Origin of the sequence: Denitratimonas organivorans (assembly GCF_037478135.1) — a bacterium.
Lineage (GTDB): Bacteria > Pseudomonadota > Gammaproteobacteria > Xanthomonadales > Xanthomonadaceae > Denitratimonas.
The window spans coordinates 1-18,110 of record NZ_JBBHDV010000007.1 but is presented as its reverse complement, the minus strand read 5'-3'; the positions used below and the strand labels follow the sequence as shown (position 1 = coordinate 18,110).

The window sequence follows — 18,110 nt, the reverse complement described above, 5'->3', positions numbered from 1 at the left end:
CGCCGGTTGTTTCCCGTTGCCACAGGTATCGTCCATGCCGTATTGCCCGATCATCGGAACCTTGGGTTATGTGCTCTCTCCAGACCGCTCGCAGGTACTGCTGGTGCACCGCAATGCGCGCGCGGACGACCAGCACCTGGGCAAGTACAACGGCCTGGGTGGCAAGCTGGAGGCCGATGAGGACGTGGTGGCCGGGATGCGGCGCGAGATTCTGGAAGAGGCCGGCATCCACTGCGAACAGATGGAACTGCGCGGCACGATCAGCTGGCCGGGTTTCGGCAAGAACGGCGAGGACTGGCTCGGCTTCATCTTCCTGATCACTGCCTACAGCGGCGAAGCATTCACGGAAAATCCGGAAGGCACGCTGCAATGGCTGCCGGTGGACCGGATCATGGAACTGCCGATGTGGGAAGGCGATCGCCAGTTCCTGCCGCTGGTGTTCGACGACGATCCGCGTGCCTTCCACGGCGTGATGCCGTACCGCGAAGGCCGCATGGTGTCCTGGAACTGGTCCCGCATCTGAGCGCGACCGCGTGATGCGTCGTTCCATGCGCAGTGCAGCGTGCACCCGGCGGCCCGATGTTCCATGCTTGCCCTCCACCTGTCACCGGTCGCCCGCCTGCCACCCATGACCACGATCCTGATCGCAGATGATCACCCCCTGTTCCGCGATGCCCTGCGCCGCGCGGTGTTGCAGGTGCTGCCGCAGGCGCAGCTGGTGGAAGCCGATGACGTGCCGGCGCTGCTGGGTCTGGCCGGCGCACATCCGAATGCCGATCTGCTGCTGCTGGATCTGAACATGCCCGGCGCACACGGCTTCAGCGCGCTGGCGCATGTGCGCGCAGTGTTCCCGATGCTGCCGGTGGTGGTGGTGTCCGCGCGCGAGGAACCGGCGCTGATGCGGCGCGCGATCGCGCATGGTGCGGCCGGTTTCATTCCCAAGTCGGCCGATCTGGCCATGCTGGGCCAGGCCTTGACCGCTGTGCTGGACGGCGACACCTGGTTGCCACCGGGCGTGGCCGCCAACGGCGCGATGCTGGATCCGGAAGAAGAGGACATGGCGCGCCGCGTGTCAGAGCTGACCCCGCAGCAGTACCGCGTGCTGACGATGGTCTGCAACGGCCTGCTGAACAAGCAGATCGCCTACGAACTGGATGTCTCCGAGGCCACGATCAAGGCCCATATGACCGCGATCCTGCGCAAGCTCGGTGCCCAGTCGCGCACCCAGGCGGTGCTGCTGGCCGGCCGTCTGACGCTGGAAGGACGCGGTACCGCGCCGCCGCCGGACGAGGACGAGGAATCAGTGGCCTGAAGGCGGGTGCAGATCGTTCTGTCTTGCATGTGGCCCGGACTGCACGGCGGGGCGATTACGCGGCACCGGACGGCCCGGTCTGCATCACGTCTTTCGTCTGCCGCGCCAGCGCCGCGATCAAGGCCCGCAGCATCGCCGGGCGCACCGGCTTGAACAGCACCGGATAACCGGCGGCACGCGCGCGGATCGCCAGTTCCTCGCTGCTGTCGGCGGTGACCAGCGCACCGGGCACGGGATCGGTGCCGGTTTCGCGCCGCAGGATGTCCAGCGCGGCCAGTCCGTCCAGTTCTTCGGCCAGATGGAAGTCGGCAAGGATCAGGTCTGGGCGCCGGCTGCGCACAGCAGCCAGCCCGGCTTCCAGCCCGGCTGCCGTGGCCACGTCCACGCCCCAGCGCTGCAGCAGCGCGACCATGCCTTCCAGGATCGCCGGATCGTTGTCCACGCACAGCACCCGCAGCCCGGCGACATCGCGCGCCGGCGCTGGGCTGGCCGGTGTTTCGGGTTGTGCCGGTGCGGCCACGATCGGCACATCGAGCTGGAACACGCTGCCCGCACCCAGGCGCGAGGCCACGCTGATCGGGTGGTCGAGCATCAGCGCGATGCGTTCGCAGATCGACAGCCCCAGACCCAGACCTTTCTCGCCCCACGGCGAAGAATGTTCCAGACGCTGGAACTCCTCGAAGATCGAATCCACCTGTTCCGGCGCGATGCCCGGGCCAGTGTCCCAGACCTGCCAGCGCGCCACCGCGCCGCGCCGCCGCAATGCCAGCAGCACTCCGCCGTGGCGGGTGTAGCGCAATGCGTTGGCCAGGAAATTCTGCAGAATGCGGCGCAGCAGGCGGCGGTCGCTGTGCAGCCAGACATCGGCCACGCGAACGCGCAGTTCCAGCCCGCGTGCCGCCGCCAGTGGCGCGAACTGTTCGTACAGCGTCTGTGCCAGTGCCGCGGCCGAGGCCGGGGCCAGTTCGGCCCGCATCGCGCCGGTGTCCAGGCGGGAGATGTCGAGCAGGCCTTCGAGTAGTTCCTCGGCGTTCTTCAGCGCGCTGTCGATGCGTTCGACCAGTTGCCGGCTGTCCGGGTCTTCGCCCGGGTTGGCGCCCAGCGCGGAACTGAACAGGCGCGCGGCGTTCAGCGGTTGCAGCAGGTCATGACTGGCGCCGGCCAGGAAGCGGGTCTTGCTGAGATTGGCGGCCTCGGCCTCCAGCTTGGCGGCGCGTTGCGCTTCCAGTGCGGCGGTCAGTTCGCGGGTGCGCTGGCGCACGCGCAGTTCGAGGGTTTCGTTGGCGTCCAGCAGGGCCTGCTCGACGCGCTTGTAATCGGTCACGTCGGCATAGGTGGTGACGTAGCCGCCGCCGGGCATCGGCCGGCCGCGCATTTCAAAGACGCTGCCGTCATCGCGCAGGCGCTCGAACACATAGGGCGAACCCTGACGCATGAAGGTCACGCGCTTTTCGACATGTTCCTCCACCTCGCCCGGGCCGCACTCGCCGCGCTCGGCATTCCAGCGGATCAGATCCGCGACCGGACGCCCGACGTAGACCATGCCGTCGGGATATTCCAGCATTTCCAGATAGCGCCGGTTCCACGCCACCAGACGCATGTCGGCATCGACCACGCTGATACCCTGCGAGATGTTTTCCAGCGCCGCCCACATCAGCTCGCGGTTGAAACGCAGCTCCTGCGACGCCTCGTCCAGCAGCGATACCACTTCGCCCAGGTCCATGCCGGTGCCGCGCAGCGCGGTGGTCAGCATGCGCCGCGCCGAGGCGGCGCCGATCGAGGCCGACAAAAGGCGTTCGGTGTGCTGCAGCAGGCCACGGTCGGCCAGATCGCCTGGGGCCAGCGGCCGGCCGTTGGCGTCGCGGTAATCGGAAAATGCGCGATCCACCGTGCGCCGCCCGACGATGCGTTCGGCGATCGTGCGCAGATCCGCGACCGAGATGCGCCCGCGCCATTCGCCGCCGGCGCTGATCGGCCGTTCCATCCACGGATCCAGAAAGGGCAGGGCGCGCAGGCGCTCGTCCACGCCGGGCCGGTAACGCAGGCTCAGGAACACGAAGAATCCGATGTTGAACAGCAGCGACCAGAAAACGCCGTGCGTCAGCTCATCCCAGCCGGCCAGCCCGAACAGCGCCTGCGGATGCAGCCAGGCCTGATCGAACAGCCCGTGCCGCACCCAGTCGCCATCCAGCCAGCCGGCCGCCGCCAGCGTCGGCAGCAGCAGGGTGTAGCCCCAGATCGTAAACCCGGCGACCAGCCCGCCAACCGCACCGCGATGGCTGGCACCGCGCCAGTACAGGCCGCCGATGATCGCCGGCGCGAACTGCGCCACCGCCGCGAACGACAGCAGCCCGATCGAGGCCAGATTCTGCTGGCCTTCGGTGGCGCGGTAATAGACGTAGGCCGCCATCGCCAGCGCGATGATCGTGGCGCGGCGGATGCCCAGCACCACCGGCGTCAGATTGCGCGATACCGCCGGATCGATCAGCCGCCAGCGCAACAGTGCCGGCATCACCAGGTCGTTGGACACCATCGTCGCCAGCGCCACCGTGGCCACGATCACCATGCCGGTGGCGGCCGAGAAACCGCCGATGAAGGCGATCAGCGCCAGCGTGTCCTGACCATGCGCCAGCGGCAGCATCAGCACATAGGTGTCCGGATCCACCTGGCTGCCGCCGAAGGTGGCGCTGCCGGCCAGCGCGATCGGGATCACCAGCACGCTGATGATCGCCAGATACAGCGGGAACAGCCAGCGTGCCCGGCCCACGTCATCGGGGTTTTCGCACTCCACCACGCCCACCTGGAACTGGCGCGGCAGGCAGAACACCGCCAGGAACGAGAGCAGCAGCTGCGCCAGAAAGCCGGCCGGCAGCCGGGTATCGGAAAATGCCGAGGTTTCGATCCGGCTGAAGAAGCCATCCGTCACCTGGCTCCAGGCGAACAGGCCCACGGCGATGAAGGCCAGCAGCTTGACCAGCGATTCCAGCGCCACCGCCAGCATCAGGCCGTGATGGTGCTCGGTGGCATCGACCTGGCGGGTGCCGAACAGGATCGAGAACACCGCCAGCAGCACCGCCAGATAGAACGCCGGCTCGCGCAATGGCGCCGACGGCCCACCGTGGCCGATGCCGCTGAGTACCTCGATGCTCATCGCCCCGGCTTTGAATTGCAGCGCGATGTACGGCACCGCCGCAATCAGCGCGATCACCGTCACCAGTTCTGCCAGACGCTGCGATTTGCCGTAGCGCGAACCGATGAAATCGGCGATCGAGGTGATGTTCTGCTCGTGCGCCACCTGCACCAGCCGCTTGAGCACACCGATGCCGAACACGAACAGCAGGATCGGGCCCAGATAGATCGGCAGGAAGCTCCAGCCCGAGGCCACTGCAATGCCGACCGCGCCGTAGAACGTCCACGAGGAACAGTAGACCGCCAGCGCCAGGCTGTAGACGATCGGGCGCAGCACGGTGCGTTCCGGATACAGCGGCCGGCGGTCACCGTAATAGGCCACCGCGAACAGCAGCGCCACATACAGCAGCGACACGCCCAGCAGGACCCATCCTGCAACCATCCACCTGCCTCCTTAGTCAGCCCGCGATGCGGATCACGCGCAACGCACTATTCGTCGTCGGCCTCGATGCTTTTCTCGTACAACCCCTTCCACATGAAGAAGTCGTTCTTTCCGCGGTTGTCCAGCAACGCCCGCACTTCGGCCTTGAGTTCCTCGTCCGGATCGAAATCGGCATAGACCCAGCCTTCGTCCAGTGCCTGCCGGACGTAGGGAACCAGCCTTTCGGCCAGCGCCAGATTGCCGGTGCAGATCAGGTAGTTGCGCATGTGCATGACCACGTCCAGATAGATGCACAGCTCCTCGGTGCGCACCGGCGCGCGCGGCTTGGGCGCGGGGCGCTTGAACTGGATCACGTTGTCCACGGCAACTCTTCCCCTTTCATCTGTGTGGCGATGACACGGCATCCGCAGTGGGCCGAGCCCGACGCGCGGCCCGGAACGGCAGTCCATTGCGCGCGGTCGACGCCGGGATGCTGGCCAAGAGTCGCCAAGTTGCGGGGCGGGCGTCAATGGTGCGCCGCCAGATACACCAGCGGCATGTGCGAACCGGCAAGATGGATTCCGGGCCGCGCGCCACCGCGTATTCAGATGCGGTAGGCGACGGACTTCATGATCTTGGACATGAAGCGCATCACGCCCGGAATCGGCGGCGGCAGCACGCGCGCGCCGGCTGCCTGCGCGTTGTCGGCGTGGCGTGCCTCGTCGTCCTTCATCGTGGCCAGGATCGCGCGGCTGCGCGCGTCCTGCGGCGGCAGGGTTTCCAGATGTTCGTCCAGATGTGCCTCGACCTGGCGTTCGGTTTCCACCACGAAGCCCAGATTCCAGCCGTCGCCCCGCAACCCGGCCAGCGCCCCCAAGCTGTAACTGGAGGCATACCAGAACGGGTTGAGCAGGCTTGGCCGCGCATCCAGTTCGCGCAGGCGTTCATGGCACCAGGCCAGGTGATCGGCTTCTTCCTGCGCGGCGTGTTCCAGATGCGCGCGCGTGGCCGCATCGCGCGCCACCGCCGCCTGCCCGACATACAGCGCCTGCGCGCAGACCTCGCCGGTATGGTTGATTCGCATCAGACCCGCCGCATGGCGACGCTGCGTCGCGTCCATGTCCGCTTCGGGCAGGTCGCCGGCCGGGTTGTCGCGCTGCGCATGGGCCACGCCGGCCACACCGGAGGCCAGGGCGTGGTCCAGCCGCATCAGGACGCGGTCCAGCGGAGTGAAGTGGCGGGTCAGCATCGGCGGATATTCCGTAACGGCGAGGCCAGGGCGCGAGCCCGCCAGTCTAGCCGGTCGCCGCCGCGTCTGACTGCGTGGCGGCCGACAGACATCTTTCTGATCGGCATGTCTTGGCAAGCGGCCACAGGCAGGCTAGAATGGCCGGCCCTGTCGGCTGGGCTGCATCCGCCGCACACAGGATTGCAGGGCCGCATGGCCTGCATCATCCCCAAGTTTCGCGATCAATGTTGATCCGGGCGAAAAGTCCGGCTATCATTCCGCGTCTTTCGCCTTGCTTTTCGCAAGCACCACAGATTTCTGGAAGCCGTCATGAAGACCTTCAGCGCCAAGTCCGAAACCGTCAAGCGCGACTGGTACGTGGTCGACGCCAGCGGTAAGACGCTGGGTCGCCTGTGTTCCGAGCTCGCCATCCGCCTGCGCGGCAAGCACAAGCCCGTCTATACCCCGCACGTGGACACCGGTGACTACCTCGTCGTGATCAACGCCGAGAAGATCCACACCACCGGCAACAAGCTGGCCGACAAGAAGTATCACCGCTTCACCGGCTACATCGGCAACCTGAAGACCGAGACCCTCGGGCAGGCGCTGGAGCGTCACCCCGAGCGCGTCATCGAGACCGGCGTCAAGGGCATGCTGCCGAAGAACCCGCTGGGCCGTGCGATGTTCCGCAAGCTCAAGGTCTATGCCGGCCCGAACCATCCGCACACCGCCCAGCAGCCGCAAGTGCTGGACATCTGAGTAGACGATCATGGCACTTCAGCAGAATTACGGCACCGGCCGTCGCAAGTCCTCCTCCGCCCGCGTGTTCCTGCGTCCGGGCTCGGGCACGATCACCGTCAACCATCGTCCGCTGGACCAGTTCTTCGGCCGCGAGACTGCACGCATGATCGTGCGCCAGCCGCTGGAATTGACCCAGATGGGCGACAAGTTCGACGTGCTGGTCACGGTTGAAGGCGGCGGCACCACCGGTCAGGCCGGCGCGATCCGTCTGGGCCTGGCCCGCGCACTGGTCGACTACGACGAGAACCTGAAGGGCGATCTGCGCCGTGCCGGTTTCATGACCCGTGACGCACGCGAAGTCGAGCGCAAGAAGGTCGGCCTGCACAAGGCGCGTCGTGCAACGCAGTTCTCCAAGCGCTAAACTGCACGCCGCAACCTGTTCTACAGCCCCGTCGCCAAGCGGTAAGGCACCTGACTCTGACTCAGGCATTCGGTGGTTCGAATCCATCCGGGGCTGCCAAATCGAAGAACCCGCCTCACGGCGGGTTTTTCTTTGCCTGCGATCCGTCCCGTTCGGCACGACGTGCATCGCATCCGGGCAACCTGCGCATTCCTGCGCTTGGGCCGGCCCCGCATATCCGGCACAATACCGGCCGCGATGAAGACCCCGCCGGGCCTATAGCTCAATGGTTAGAGCAGAGGACTCATAATCCTTTGGTTGCAGGTTCGAGTCCTGCTGGGCCCACCATTGTTCCTGATCAGCTACATCATCCGGCTGGCCTTTCCTTCTCCCGCCGGGAGTAGGGCATTGGGGTGTTCAACCTGCAAGCGGTGGCCACTGCCGCGCAGTGTGCACGACATTCAGGATTCGCACCTGCGTTTCCACGATTTCATACACGACCATGTAGCTGCTGTGGACGACCAGCTCAAAGGTGCCTGCAGTTCTCCCGGAGCGTCCCATTCTGGGGTAGTCCCGGAGCGCTGCTGTTCTTTCTGATATCAGGTCATCAAGTGACAGGGCAGCCAGAGGGTTGTTTTCCTCGATGTAGCTGTAGATGTGTTCACGATCCCTGATGGCTTCTGGCGTCCATAGCAGCTCCATCATTCAGGTGCAGGCATGCGGGCGCGGGTCGCTGCGCGGCGGGCGGCAAAGCGGGCTTCGACATCGGAAGCGGGAATCAGGTTGCCCGCCTCAGCAGACGCCCGCGACTGCTCGACCTTCTTCGCCAGCCAGGCATCGTATTGCTGTGCTTCTTCCTGCTGGGCCACGTAACTGCGCATGAAATCGCGCAGAAGCTGGGCTCCGGTGCGGTCGCGGGCTTTCGCGGCATTGGCGAATTCTGCCTTCAAACCTTCATCAACCCGGAAAGTAAAAGTGGCATCGCTCACGGGCATCTCCTCCATGTGTTACACGTATCGTGCAATGTAGCACGATGACTCCGTCCGCCAGGGTCAGGTTTTTGCCACTATCAGACGTAAGGCTGTGCCGACGCCCTCCGCGATCTTCGGCGCTGTTTGAGCAGCGCGCGGACTCCAATACCGGTTCACGGTTTTTGGGTTGCAGCGTCGAATCGCGCTGGGCCCACCATTCGCAATCACGCTTTCCGCGTGCGCTGATGCGGTTTCAACGCGGTGTCCAGGTCGTGTTGCGGGTGGGGTGAAGGTTCCGGCGAGCCGTTGGCGCTGTTGTCCAGCCAGGGCGCGGGTTCGGCGTAGAGTTCGCCCAGCAGGCGTTTGATCAGCACGATGTGCTGCGAGTGGTCGTTGACGCGGTGGCTCAGGATGATGGGCGAGGTGGCGCGTTCGTGGTCGATCAGGCGGTAGTGCAGGCCGGCGCGCAGCAGACGGGCGGCGTAGGGGATGATGCAGATGCCGGACTCGGCGGCGACCAGGCCCAGCGCGGTCTGCAATTCGCGTACTTCCTGGATCTGGCCCACGCGCACGTCGTGTTCATTCAGCAGGTTCAACACCTGGTCTGCGAAGCTGGGGCGCGGTTCCTTCGGGTAGACGATCAGCGTGGTGCCGGCCAGCTGGTCTAATGGAATCGGCGCATCGGTGGCCGCCAAGGGCGTGTCCGGAGGGATCGCGACCAGCAGGCACTCCTCGCGCAAGACGGTGCGCTCAACTGCCGGATCACTGCTGCGGATGCGTCCGAAGCCGATGTCGATGCGGCCGGTCTTGAGTGCTTCGATCTGCTGCAGCGACATCATTTCCAGCAGCTGGATGTCCAGTTCCGGTGAGTGCTGGCGTAGTTTGCGCACCAGCAGCGGCAGGCCGCCGTACAGCGTGGATGCGACGAATCCGATCGACAGCACGCTGCGCTGACCCTTGCCGGCACGGCGTGTGGCGATCTTCATTTGTTCCACGCGGCCCAGGATCTGCAACGCCTGTTCGTGGAACAGTCGGCCGGCCTCGGTCAGGCGCAGCGGGCGGCTGCGGCGTGAAATCAGCTCCACCCCGAGTTCTTCCTCCAGCAGCTGAATCTGACGGCTCAGCGGCGGTTGCGCGATGTGCAGCGCGGCGGCGGCGCGCGTGAAGTTGCGCTCGCGCGCCACGGCGACGAAGTAGCGCAGTTGGCGCAGATCCATGGCTGCCTCCATTTCAATACAAGTCGGGAATTGTGCGCTGCAATAACATCGAACTATAAGTAGTTACAGTCAAAGAATACCTTCAAGGTATCGTATGACACAAAAATAGTCTTGGACGTGCCCGTATCGGAGGCGCATAAATCGGCAGCATGAACGCCGTCCTGACATCCCCCGCTTCCTCCGCGCCGCTGATCGAGCGGATCGAAACCCTGATCGTGGATCTGCCCACGATCCGCCCGCACCGCCTGTCGGTGGCCACGATGGTCGGCCAGACCCTGATGCTGGTACGGGTGCATTGCTCTGACGGCATCGTCGGTGTCGGCGAGGGCACCACCATCGGCGGCCTGGCCTACGGCGGCGAAAGCCCGGAAGGCATGAAGCTGGCGATCGACACCTATTTCGCGCCGGTGCTGCGCGGCCAGGACGCCAGCCGGGTGCAGGCGGTCATGACGCGCCTGGGCAAGATGGTCAAGGAAAACCGTTTCGCCAAGAGCGCGGTCGAAACCGCGTTGCTGGATGCGCAGGGCCAGCGCGCCGGGTTGCCGATGTCCGAATTGCTGGGCGGGCGCCGTCGCGAGCGCCTGCCGGTGGCCTGGACCCTGGCTTCGGGCGATACCGCCAAGGACATCGCCGAAGCCGAGCGCATGCTCGATGTGCGTCGCCACAACATCTTCAAGCTCAAGATCGGCGCGCGTCCGATCCGCGAGGACATCGCCCACGTGGCCGCGATCAAGCGCGCCCTGGGTGAACGCGGCGCGGTGCGGGTCGACGTCAACATGGCGTGGAGCGAAACCGAAGCCGCCTGGGGCATGGCCGCGCTGGCCGATGCCGGTTGCGAGCTGGTTGAACAGCCGGTTGCCAGTGCCGCCGCGCTGGGCCGTCTGATGCGCCGCTTCCCGGTCGCGCTGATGGCCGATGAATCACTGCACGGCCCCGAATCGGCCTTCGAGATCGCGAAGAACGCCGGCGCTGATGTGTTCGCGGTCAAGATCGAACAGTCCGGCGGCCCGTCCAACGCGCTGCGCGTGGCCGCGATCGCCGATGCCGCCGGCATCGAGCTGTACGGCGGCACGATGCTGGAAGGCGCGGTCGGCACCATCGCTTCGGCGCACGTGTTCGCCACCTTCACCCAGCTGCAGTGGGGCACCGAACTGTTCGGCCCGCTGCTGATCACCGAGGAAATCCTGGCCCAGCCGCTGGATTACAGCGATTTCCAACTCACCGTGCCATCGGCTCCCGGCCTTGGCATCACGCTGGACGAGGACCGCGTCCAGTTCTTCCGCCGCGACGCTGCCCGCAAGAGCGTGTCGGTGGCCGCCACCCACCCGGAGAAATAGACCGATGCTCTTTCACGTACGCATGGACGTGCACCTGCCGTCCGACATGGACCCGGCCCAGGCCGAGCGCCTGAAGGCCACCGAGAAAGCCTATTCGCACGAGCTGCAACGTGCCGGCAAATGGCGCCACATCTGGCGCATCGCCGGCGAATACGCCAACTACAGCATCTTCGATGTGGCCGACAACCAGGAGCTGCACGACCTGCTGACCGGCCTGCCGTTGTTCCCCTACATGCACATCGAAGTCACCCCGCTGTGCCGCCATCCTTCCTCGATCCACGAGGACGACCGCTGACCGTTCCGCCGCATGCCGCACGCCCGCAAACCCGGAGCCCCGGCAGCCAGACAAGCACCCCAGGGAGAAATAGAAATGAGCGTAAAGGTATTTGACACCAAGGAAGTCCAGGACCTGCTGAAAGCCGCCAGCAACATCGAAGGCGAAGGCGGCAATGTGCGGGTCAAGCAGATCCTGCACCGGCTGCTGTCGGACCTATTCAAGGCGATCGATGATCTGGACATGAGCGCCGACGAGGTCTGGGCCGGCGTGAACTACGTCAACAAGCTCGGCAGCGATGGCGAATCCGCACTGCTGGCCGCAGGTCTGGGCCTGGAAAAGTACCTGGACATCCGCATGGATGCCGAGGACGAGGCGCTGGGCATCAGTGGCGGCACCCCGCGCACGATCGAAGGCCCGCTCTACGTGGCCGGTGCGCCGGTGCGCGAAAGCCTGTCGAAGATCGATCTGGATGACGACGCCAACGCCGCCCCGCTGGTGATCAAGGGCGTGGTCAGCGGCGGTGACGGCAAGCCGGTCGCCGGTGCCGTGGTCGAGTGCTGGCATGCCAACTCGCACGGCTTCTACTCGCACTTCGATCCGACCTGCGAACATACGCCGTTCAACCTGCGCGGTGCGGTCAAGACCGCTGCCGATGGCAGCTACGAATTCCGCACCCTGATGCCGAACGGCTACGGCTGCCCGCCGCAGGGCGCCACCCAGCAGCTGCTGAACGTGCTCAACCGCCACGGCAACCGTCCGGCGCACGTGCATTTCTTCATCAGCAGCGATGCTCATCGCAAGCTGACCACCCAGTTCAACATCGAAGGCGATCCGCTGACCTGGGACGACTTCGCCTACGCCACGCGCGAAGGACTGGTGCCGCCGGTGAGCGCCAAGAGCGGTGGCCAGGCGCTCGGCCTGAAGGGTGATGCCTACCAGGAAATCGTGTTCGACATCCGCCTCACCGATCTGGTGCAGGGGCGCGACAACCAGGTGGTGCAGCGCCAGCGCGCTGAAGCCGCTGCCTGAGTCCCGGCGTGGCGGTGCGGGTTGACCGTACCGCCGCGCCGCCATTCCACCTGCCGCCGGCGAGGCGGACATCTCCCCGCAGGAGGCTGCATCATGATCGACAAATCGACCTGGACCCTGCACAGCGCGGTGGCCGACATTCCTGATGGCGCCACCGTGATGATCGGAGGCTTCGGCACCGCCGGCATGCCCGACGAGCTGATCGATGCGCTGATCGAGCACGGTGCGCGCGGGCTGACCATCGTCAACAACAATGCCGGCAACGGCGATACCGGCCTGGCTGCGCTGATCGCCAACAAGCGGGTGAAAAAGGTGATCTGTTCGTTCCCGCGGCAGCTGGATTCGCATCATTTCGATGCCGCCTATCACGCCGGCGAGATCGAGCTGGAACTGGTGCCGCAAGGCAATCTGGCCGCCCGCATCCAGGCCGCCGGCCAGGGTCTGGGCGCGATCTTCACGCCCACCGGCTACGGCACCGAGCTGGCCGCCGGCAAGGAAACCCGCCAGATCAATGGTCGCGACCATGTGCTCGAATACCCAATCCACGCCGATTTCGCGCTGATCAAGGCCCATCACGGCGACCGCTGGGGCAACCTCGTTTACCGCAAGACCGCGCGCAACTTCGGCCCGCTGATGGCGATGGCGGCACGCACCACGATCGCGCAGGTGGCGCAGGTGGTGGAACTGGGCGCGCTGGATCCGGAACACATCATCACGCCGGGCATTTTCGTGCAGCGCGTCGTCGCAGCAGGAGACAAGGCATGAGCAGACTGAGCCGCGAACAGATCGCCCAGCGCGTGGCGCGCGATATTCCCGAAGGCGCCTACGTGAACCTGGGCATCGGCCTGCCGACGATGGTGGCCAACTACCTGCCGGCGGAAAAGGAAATCTTCCTGCAGAGCGAGAACGGCCTGCTCGGCATGGGCCCGGCGCCCGCTGCCGGGGAGGAGGATCCGGACCTGATCAATGCCGGCAAGCAGCCGGTCACGCTGCGCACCGGCGGCGCGTTTTTCCATCACGCCGACTCGTTCGCGATGATGCGTGGCGGGCATCTGGATATCTGCGTGCTGGGCGCCTTCCAGGTCTCGGTGCATGGCGATCTGGCGAACTGGAGCACCGGCGCACCGGGTGCGATTCCCGCTGTCGGTGGCGCGATGGATCTGGCAATCGGCGCCAAGCAGGTGTTCGTGATGATGGATCTGCTGACCAAGCAGGGTGAAAGCAAGCTCGTGGCCGAATGCAGTTATCCGCTGACCGGCCTGCATTGCGTCTCGCGTCTTTACACCGACCACGGCGTGATCGCGCTCGGCCCCGAGGGCGCGCGCGTGATCGAGCTGGTGGATGGTGTTTCCCTCGATGATCTGCGCCGCCTCACCGGCCTGGCGCTGGACATGGCCTGAAGGAGCACGACATGACCCACGCCTACATCTGCGATGCGGTACGGACCCCGATTGGCCGCTATGGCGGCTCACTGGCGCAGATCCGCGCCGACGATCTGGGCGCGCTGCCGATCCGTGCGCTGCTGGCGCGCAATCCCGGGCTGGACCCGCAGGCGATCGAAGAAGTGTTCTACGGCTGCGCCAACCAGGCCGGCGAGGACAACCGCAACGTGGCACGCATGAGCCTGCTGCTGGCCGGCCTGCCGGTATCGGTGCCGGGTGTCACGCTGAACCGGCTCTGCGCTTCCGGGCTGGAAGCGGTCGGGCAGGCGGCGCGCGCGATCCGTGGCGGGGAAATGGCGCTGGCCATCGCCGGCGGGGTCGAATCGATGAGCCGCGCGCCGTTCGTGATCGGCAAGGCGGAATCCGCGTTCGGCCGCAACCAGCAGCTGGAAGACACCACGATGGGCTGGCGCTTCGTCAACCCGCAACTGGACGCGCGCTACGGCACCGAAAGCATGCCGCAGACCGGCGAGAACGTCGCCCGTGAGCACGGCATTTCGCGTGAAGACCAGGACGCCTTCGCGCTGCGCAGCCAGCAGCGCACCGCTGCCGCGCAGGCGGCCGGATTCTTCGCCGGGGAAATCGTGCCGGTCACCGTGCCCGGTGCGCGCCGTGGCGAAACCGTCGAGTTCGAAAACGACGAACATCCGCGCGCCAGCACCAGTGCCGAGGCGCTGGCCAAGCTGCGCCCGCTGTTCACCGACGGCAGCGTCACCGCCGGCAATGCGTCGGGCATCAACGATGGCGCCGCAGCACTGCTGATCGCCGGCGAGGATGCGGTGAAACGCTTCAACCTGACCCCGCGCGCCCGCATCCTGGGCATGGCGGCGGCCGGGGTGGAACCGCGCGTGATGGGCATCGGCCCGGTGCCGGCCACGCAAAAGCTGATGGCGCGGCTGGGATTGAAGATCGGGGATTTCGATGCGATCGAACTCAACGAGGCCTTCGCCAGCCAGTCGCTGGCGGTGCTGCGCGGCCTCGGCCTGCCCGATGACGCACCTCAGGTGAATGCCAACGGCGGCGCCATCGCGCTCGGCCATCCGCTGGGCATGAGCGGCGCGCGCCTGGCGCTGACGCTGACCCGCCAGCTGGAAGCCTCCGGCGGCCGCCTCGGTCTTGCCACGCTGTGCATCGGCGTGGGCATGGGGCTGGCGCTGGCCATCGAGCGGGTCTGAACCATGACCATGCTTGAACTCCCGACTCACTCGCTGCACTACCGCATCGACGGCGAAAATGGCCCGTGGCTGCTGCTGTGCAATTCGCTCGGCACCGATCTGTCGATGTGGGATGCACAGGCGCAGGCGCTGTCGACGCAGTTCCGCGTGCTGCGCTACGACCGCCGCGGACACGGCCGCTCCGGCACGCCGCCGCCGCCCTATTCGCTGGCCGATCTGGGCGGCGATGTGCTGGCCCTGATGGATGCGCTGAAGATCGAGCGCGCGCACTTCTGCGGCCTGTCGATCGGTGGTCTGGTCGGACAGTGGCTCGGCATCCACGCCGGCGCACGTTTCGACAAGCTGGTGATCTGCGCCAGCGCCGCGAAGATCGGCAGCGCCGAAGGCTGGCAGGCGCGCATCGCGCAGGTCGAACGCGACGGCCTGGCCGCGCTGGTGCCGGCCACCGCTGATCGCTGGTTCACGCCGGACTTCATCGCGCGCGAACCGGATGCAGTGCAGGCCGTGCTGGCGCGTTTTGCCGAGGTATCGCCGGAAGGCTACAACGGCTGCTGCGCCGCACTTGCCGCTGCCGATCTGCGCGCCGATCTGGCACGCATCGCCAATCCGCTGCTGGCCATTTCCGGTGATGACGACCCGGTCTGCACCCCGGCCGATCTGCAGGCCATCGCCGATGCCGTCACCGAAGGCCACCACGTTGCGCTGCCGGGCCGGCATATCGTCAACATCGAATCGGCCGAAGCTTTCAATGTGAAGCTGCTGGATTTCCTGCGCTGAGCGCACCGCTGCAGGCCGGCGCTGCGACAGGCTTGGTGCGCATTCCGCATGCCATTGCACGGCATCGCGCAAGCTGCCGGTTCGAGGCGTTCGGCAGTATCCTGATGCGCGATGAAAACCCCCATTTCCCTTCTGATCGCACTGCTGTTCGCGTGCGTGCCGCTGGCCGCCGCCGCCTCTGACAGCATCGACGATGCCGGCATGATCCAGCGCCTGGCCGCCTGTGCCGCCTGCCATGGCGAACGCGGCGAAGGCGCGCCCGGCGCCGAGTACTACCCGCACCTGGCGGCCAAGCCGGCCGGTTACCTGTTCGCGCAGATGCAGGGTTTCCGCGACGGCCGCCGGCATTACCCGCAGATGGTCTATCTGATGCGCAACTGGGATGACGCCTGGCTGGCGCGCATCGCCGTGTTCTATGCCGAACAGGAACTGGTGCCGCCCACCCATGCCGCCAGCGCGCCGTTGCAGGGCCAGGCGCTGGCACGCGCCCGGCAGCTGGTACATGACGGTGATCCGGCCAGTGGCCAGCCGGCTTGCGCTGCCTGCCACGGCCCGACCCTGGCCGGCATGGAACCCGGCATCCCGGCGCTGGCCGGACTGCCCACCGATTACCTGATCGCGCAGCTGGGCGGCTGGCTCACCGGCGCGCGCCACTCGCTGGCGCCGGATTGCATGGCCGAGGTGGTCGGGCATCTGCGCGATGGCGACATCCGCCTGGTATCGACCTATCTCTCGGGCCTGCCGGTGGCGGCCGAAGACCGCCCGGCACCTGCGGAAAGCTGGCCACTGCCGCTGGCCTGCGGTGGCACCGGACACTTCGATCCGCAGACGGGAGTAACACCATGAGCGTCGCACCACGTCGTGGCTGGTGGGTGCTGATCCTGGGCTTTCCGCTGCTTGCCTTGTTGCTGGCGGTCGGCGGTGTGCTGATCGGCGCGCAGGGTGGTTTCGAGGCGCTGCGCGTGCCCAAGGGTGTGGAAAGCCAGCCGCTTGCAACCGATGCCGCCACCGTGGCGCGCGGGGAATACCTGGCCACGCTCGGCAACTGCGTCACCTGCCACAGCACCCGCAGCAGCGAACCGCTGGCCGGCGGCCGCGCCTTCCCGACGGAATTCGGCGTGCTGTATTCGAGCAACATCACGCCGGATATGGAAACCGGCATCGGGCGCTGGACCACGGCCCAGTTCCGCCACGCGATGAAGCACGGCGTGGGGCCGAACGGCCTGCTGTATCCGGCGTTCCCGTTCCAGAACTTCCAGCATCTGGAAATCGCCGATGTCGACGCAATCTTCGCCTGGCTCAAACAGCAGCCGGCAGTGGCCAGCACGCCGCCGCCCAACACCCTGACCTCACCGGCCTCGTGGCGTAGCGCCCTGCTGGCCTGGCGCATGCTGTTCCACCGCCCGCAACCGCTGCGCGAGGTGCCGGGGCAGGGCGAGGCCTGGAATCGCGGGCGCTATCTGGTAGAAGGCCTGGGCCACTGCGATATGTGTCACGGCGAACGTGCCGCCTACGGCTCGCTCTCGCGTGAAACGCATCTGTCCGGCAGCCGGATTCCGGGGCAGGGCTGGTATGCGCCGGCACTCAACAGCCAGGCGCTGGCGCGCTGGGACATCGACTCCCTGGCGACCTATCTGCGCACCGGTACCGCCAGCCATGGCGGGGCCTACGGCCCGATGGCCGAAGTGATCTATTCCAGCCTGCAACATCTCAGCTCCGGTGATGCGGAGGCGATCGCGACCTACATCACCAGCCTGCCGCCACCGCGTATCGTGCCCTCGCAGCGCGATGCCCTGCGCCTGGGCCCGGTCGTGCGTGCGCGTTCGCTCGCCGGCGGCCCGGTTACCGCGCTGTACCAGCGCCACTGCGCCGATTGCCACGGTGATGACGGCCGTGGCCGCGACGGCATCTATCCGCCGCTGGCCGGCAACCCGAGCGTGATGGCCGCCGATCCGGTCAACCTGATCCGCGTCACGCTGTTCGGTGCCGCCGCACCGGTGACCGCCGGCAACCCCGCCCCGCACACGATGCCGCCCCTCATCGATCAGCTCGGCGAAGATGACCTCGTCGCCCTGCTCAACCATGTGCGCGGCAGCTGGGGCAACGACGCCAGCGCGATCACACATTCGCAGCTGCGCGCGGTGCGTTCACTGCCGCTGGATTGAACGCATGAAAAAACCTCCGGCCGATCCGTGTCCGTGCAACCCGCAGCATGCCTATGCGCAATGCTGCGGGCCGCTGCACAGCGGCGCTGCGAGCGCGACCGATGCCGCGCAGCTGATGCGTTCGCGCTACAGCGCCTACGCCCGCCGCTTGCCGGATTACCTGCTCGCCACCTGGCATCCCGACACCCGCCCGGCCACGCTGGATCTGGAAGACGACCCCGCGGCCCGCCTGCGCTGGCTCGGCCTGGATGTGCACGAACACCATATCGACAGCCCCGACCATGCCCGCGTGCGCTTCACCGCCCGCTTCCGCCACGGCGGCCAACCTGCGCAACGCCTGCGTGAACTCAGCCGCTTCGCGCGTGTGGATGGGCGCTGGTATTACCTGGATGGCGATATCACCGAATAAACCCGGCGGATTCAACCGCGAAGTGCAACGCGTGAGTGGTGAAAGAATACCTCGAAAGGGGTGAGGAAGCGGTGGCGTTT

20 protein-coding genes and 2 tRNA genes are annotated in these 18,110 nt (G+C 66.4%); 16 read left to right on the top strand and 6 right to left on the bottom strand.

The features are described from left to right. The first annotated feature begins 34 nt into the window (after window positions 1–34). On the top strand, window positions 35–523 hold the full coding sequence (locus tag WDB66_RS08835) for an NUDIX hydrolase (protein WP_339398191.1): 489 nt from the start codon (window positions 35–37) through the stop codon (window positions 521–523). Between the two features lie 105 nt (window positions 524–628). Next, on the top strand, window positions 629–1,312 hold the full coding sequence (locus WDB66_RS08830; RefSeq protein ID WP_339398326.1) for a response regulator: 684 nt from the start codon (window positions 629–631) through the stop codon (window positions 1,310–1,312). Between the two features lie 55 nt (window positions 1,313–1,367). Here WDB66_RS08830 and WDB66_RS08825 read toward each other — a convergent pair whose 3' ends face one another. The 3 genes from WDB66_RS08825 to coq7 form a co-directional block, all read right to left on the bottom strand. Then, entirely contained in the window at window positions 1,368–4,883 is a 3,516-nt protein-coding gene (locus tag WDB66_RS08825) for a PAS domain-containing hybrid sensor histidine kinase/response regulator (RefSeq protein ID WP_339398189.1), read from the bottom strand. A 47-nt stretch (window positions 4,884–4,930) separates the two neighbouring features. After that, window positions 4,931–5,245, bottom strand: coding sequence for a hypothetical protein (locus tag WDB66_RS08820; protein ID WP_339398188.1), 315 nt, complete (start codon window positions 5,243–5,245; stop codon window positions 4,931–4,933). A gap of 221 nt (window positions 5,246–5,466) precedes the next feature. After that, window positions 5,467–6,111 (bottom strand): 2-polyprenyl-3-methyl-6-methoxy-1,4-benzoquinone monooxygenase, encoded by a 645-nt coding sequence (gene coq7 / locus WDB66_RS08815; RefSeq protein ID WP_339398187.1) that lies wholly within the window; start codon window positions 6,109–6,111, stop codon window positions 5,467–5,469. 309 nt (window positions 6,112–6,420) lie between these two features. Between coq7 and rplM the strand changes: the two genes are divergently transcribed. From rplM to WDB66_RS08795, 4 genes are all read left to right on the top strand, one after another. Then, window positions 6,421–6,849, top strand: coding sequence for a 50S ribosomal protein L13 (rplM, locus tag WDB66_RS08810; RefSeq protein WP_339398186.1), 429 nt, complete (start codon window positions 6,421–6,423; stop codon window positions 6,847–6,849). 10 nt (window positions 6,850–6,859) lie between these two features. Then, window positions 6,860–7,252, top strand: a complete 393-nt coding sequence (gene rpsI / locus WDB66_RS08805) for a 30S ribosomal protein S9 (protein WP_339398185.1) — start codon at window positions 6,860–6,862, stop codon at window positions 7,250–7,252. Window positions 7,253–7,276: 24 nt separating this feature from the next. Continuing rightward, window positions 7,277–7,351: transfer RNA gene (locus WDB66_RS08800), tRNA-Gln, on the top strand. A gap of 152 nt (window positions 7,352–7,503) precedes the next feature. Then, window positions 7,504–7,579 (top strand) — tRNA-Ile (locus WDB66_RS08795). A gap of 69 nt (window positions 7,580–7,648) precedes the next feature. Here the strand turns inward: WDB66_RS08795 and WDB66_RS08790 are convergent. The 3 genes from WDB66_RS08790 to WDB66_RS08780 all read right to left on the bottom strand — a co-directional run bounded on the left by WDB66_RS08790 (window position 7,649) and on the right by WDB66_RS08780 (window position 9,419). Continuing rightward, window positions 7,649–7,933 carry a type II toxin-antitoxin system RelE/ParE family toxin gene (locus WDB66_RS08790; protein WP_339398184.1) on the bottom strand — a complete coding sequence of 95 codons (285 nt, stop codon included), beginning with the start codon at window positions 7,931–7,933 and terminating at the stop codon, window positions 7,649–7,651. Further along, on the bottom strand, window positions 7,933–8,220 hold the full coding sequence (locus tag WDB66_RS08785) for a CopG family ribbon-helix-helix protein (protein WP_339398183.1): 288 nt from the start codon (window positions 8,218–8,220) through the stop codon (window positions 7,933–7,935). Before WDB66_RS08785 ends, WDB66_RS08790 begins: the two co-directional genes overlap by 1 nt. A gap of 206 nt (window positions 8,221–8,426) precedes the next feature. Further along, complete coding sequence (locus WDB66_RS08780; protein WP_339398182.1) at window positions 8,427–9,419, bottom strand: LysR family transcriptional regulator; 993 nt, start codon at window positions 9,417–9,419, stop codon at window positions 8,427–8,429. Between the two features lie 149 nt (window positions 9,420–9,568). On the opposite strand from WDB66_RS08780, the gene WDB66_RS08775 reads away from it, so the two are divergent. The 10 genes from WDB66_RS08775 to WDB66_RS08730 all read left to right on the top strand — a co-directional run bounded on the left by WDB66_RS08775 (window position 9,569) and on the right by WDB66_RS08730 (window position 18,030). Next, window positions 9,569–10,756: a muconate/chloromuconate family cycloisomerase gene (locus tag WDB66_RS08775; RefSeq protein WP_339398181.1), complete on the top strand. Its 1,188-nt coding sequence runs from the start codon at window positions 9,569–9,571 to the stop codon at window positions 10,754–10,756. Window positions 10,757–10,760: 4 nt separating this feature from the next. After that, on the top strand, window positions 10,761–11,051 hold the full coding sequence (catC, locus tag WDB66_RS08770; RefSeq protein WP_339398180.1) for a muconolactone Delta-isomerase: 291 nt from the start codon (window positions 10,761–10,763) through the stop codon (window positions 11,049–11,051). Between the two features lie 75 nt (window positions 11,052–11,126). Then, window positions 11,127–12,062, top strand: a complete 936-nt coding sequence (gene catA / locus WDB66_RS08765; protein ID WP_339398179.1) for a catechol 1,2-dioxygenase — start codon at window positions 11,127–11,129, stop codon at window positions 12,060–12,062. 93 nt (window positions 12,063–12,155) lie between these two features. Continuing rightward, on the top strand, window positions 12,156–12,827 hold the full coding sequence (locus WDB66_RS08760; protein WP_339398178.1) for a 3-oxoacid CoA-transferase subunit A: 672 nt from the start codon (window positions 12,156–12,158) through the stop codon (window positions 12,825–12,827). Further along, window positions 12,824–13,462: a 3-oxoacid CoA-transferase subunit B gene (locus WDB66_RS08755; protein WP_339398177.1), complete on the top strand. Its 639-nt coding sequence runs from the start codon at window positions 12,824–12,826 to the stop codon at window positions 13,460–13,462. Before WDB66_RS08760 ends, WDB66_RS08755 begins: the two co-directional genes overlap by 4 nt. Window positions 13,463–13,473: 11 nt before the next feature. After that, window positions 13,474–14,679, top strand: a complete 1,206-nt coding sequence (gene pcaF / locus WDB66_RS08750) for a 3-oxoadipyl-CoA thiolase (RefSeq protein ID WP_339398176.1) — start codon at window positions 13,474–13,476, stop codon at window positions 14,677–14,679. Between the two features lie 3 nt (window positions 14,680–14,682). Next, window positions 14,683–15,456 (top strand): 3-oxoadipate enol-lactonase, encoded by a 774-nt coding sequence (gene pcaD, locus WDB66_RS08745; RefSeq protein WP_339398175.1) that lies wholly within the window; start codon window positions 14,683–14,685, stop codon window positions 15,454–15,456. 111 nt (window positions 15,457–15,567) lie between these two features. Further along, window positions 15,568–16,302: a c-type cytochrome gene (locus tag WDB66_RS08740; RefSeq protein ID WP_339398174.1), complete on the top strand. Its 735-nt coding sequence runs from the start codon at window positions 15,568–15,570 to the stop codon at window positions 16,300–16,302. After that, window positions 16,299–17,621: a c-type cytochrome gene (locus WDB66_RS08735; protein ID WP_339398173.1), complete on the top strand. Its 1,323-nt coding sequence runs from the start codon at window positions 16,299–16,301 to the stop codon at window positions 17,619–17,621. Before WDB66_RS08740 ends, WDB66_RS08735 begins: the two co-directional genes overlap by 4 nt. Window positions 17,622–17,625: 4 nt before the next feature. After that, complete coding sequence (locus tag WDB66_RS08730) at window positions 17,626–18,030, top strand: YchJ family protein (RefSeq protein ID WP_339398172.1); 405 nt, start codon at window positions 17,626–17,628, stop codon at window positions 18,028–18,030. Window positions 18,031–18,110 lie beyond the last annotated feature (80 nt).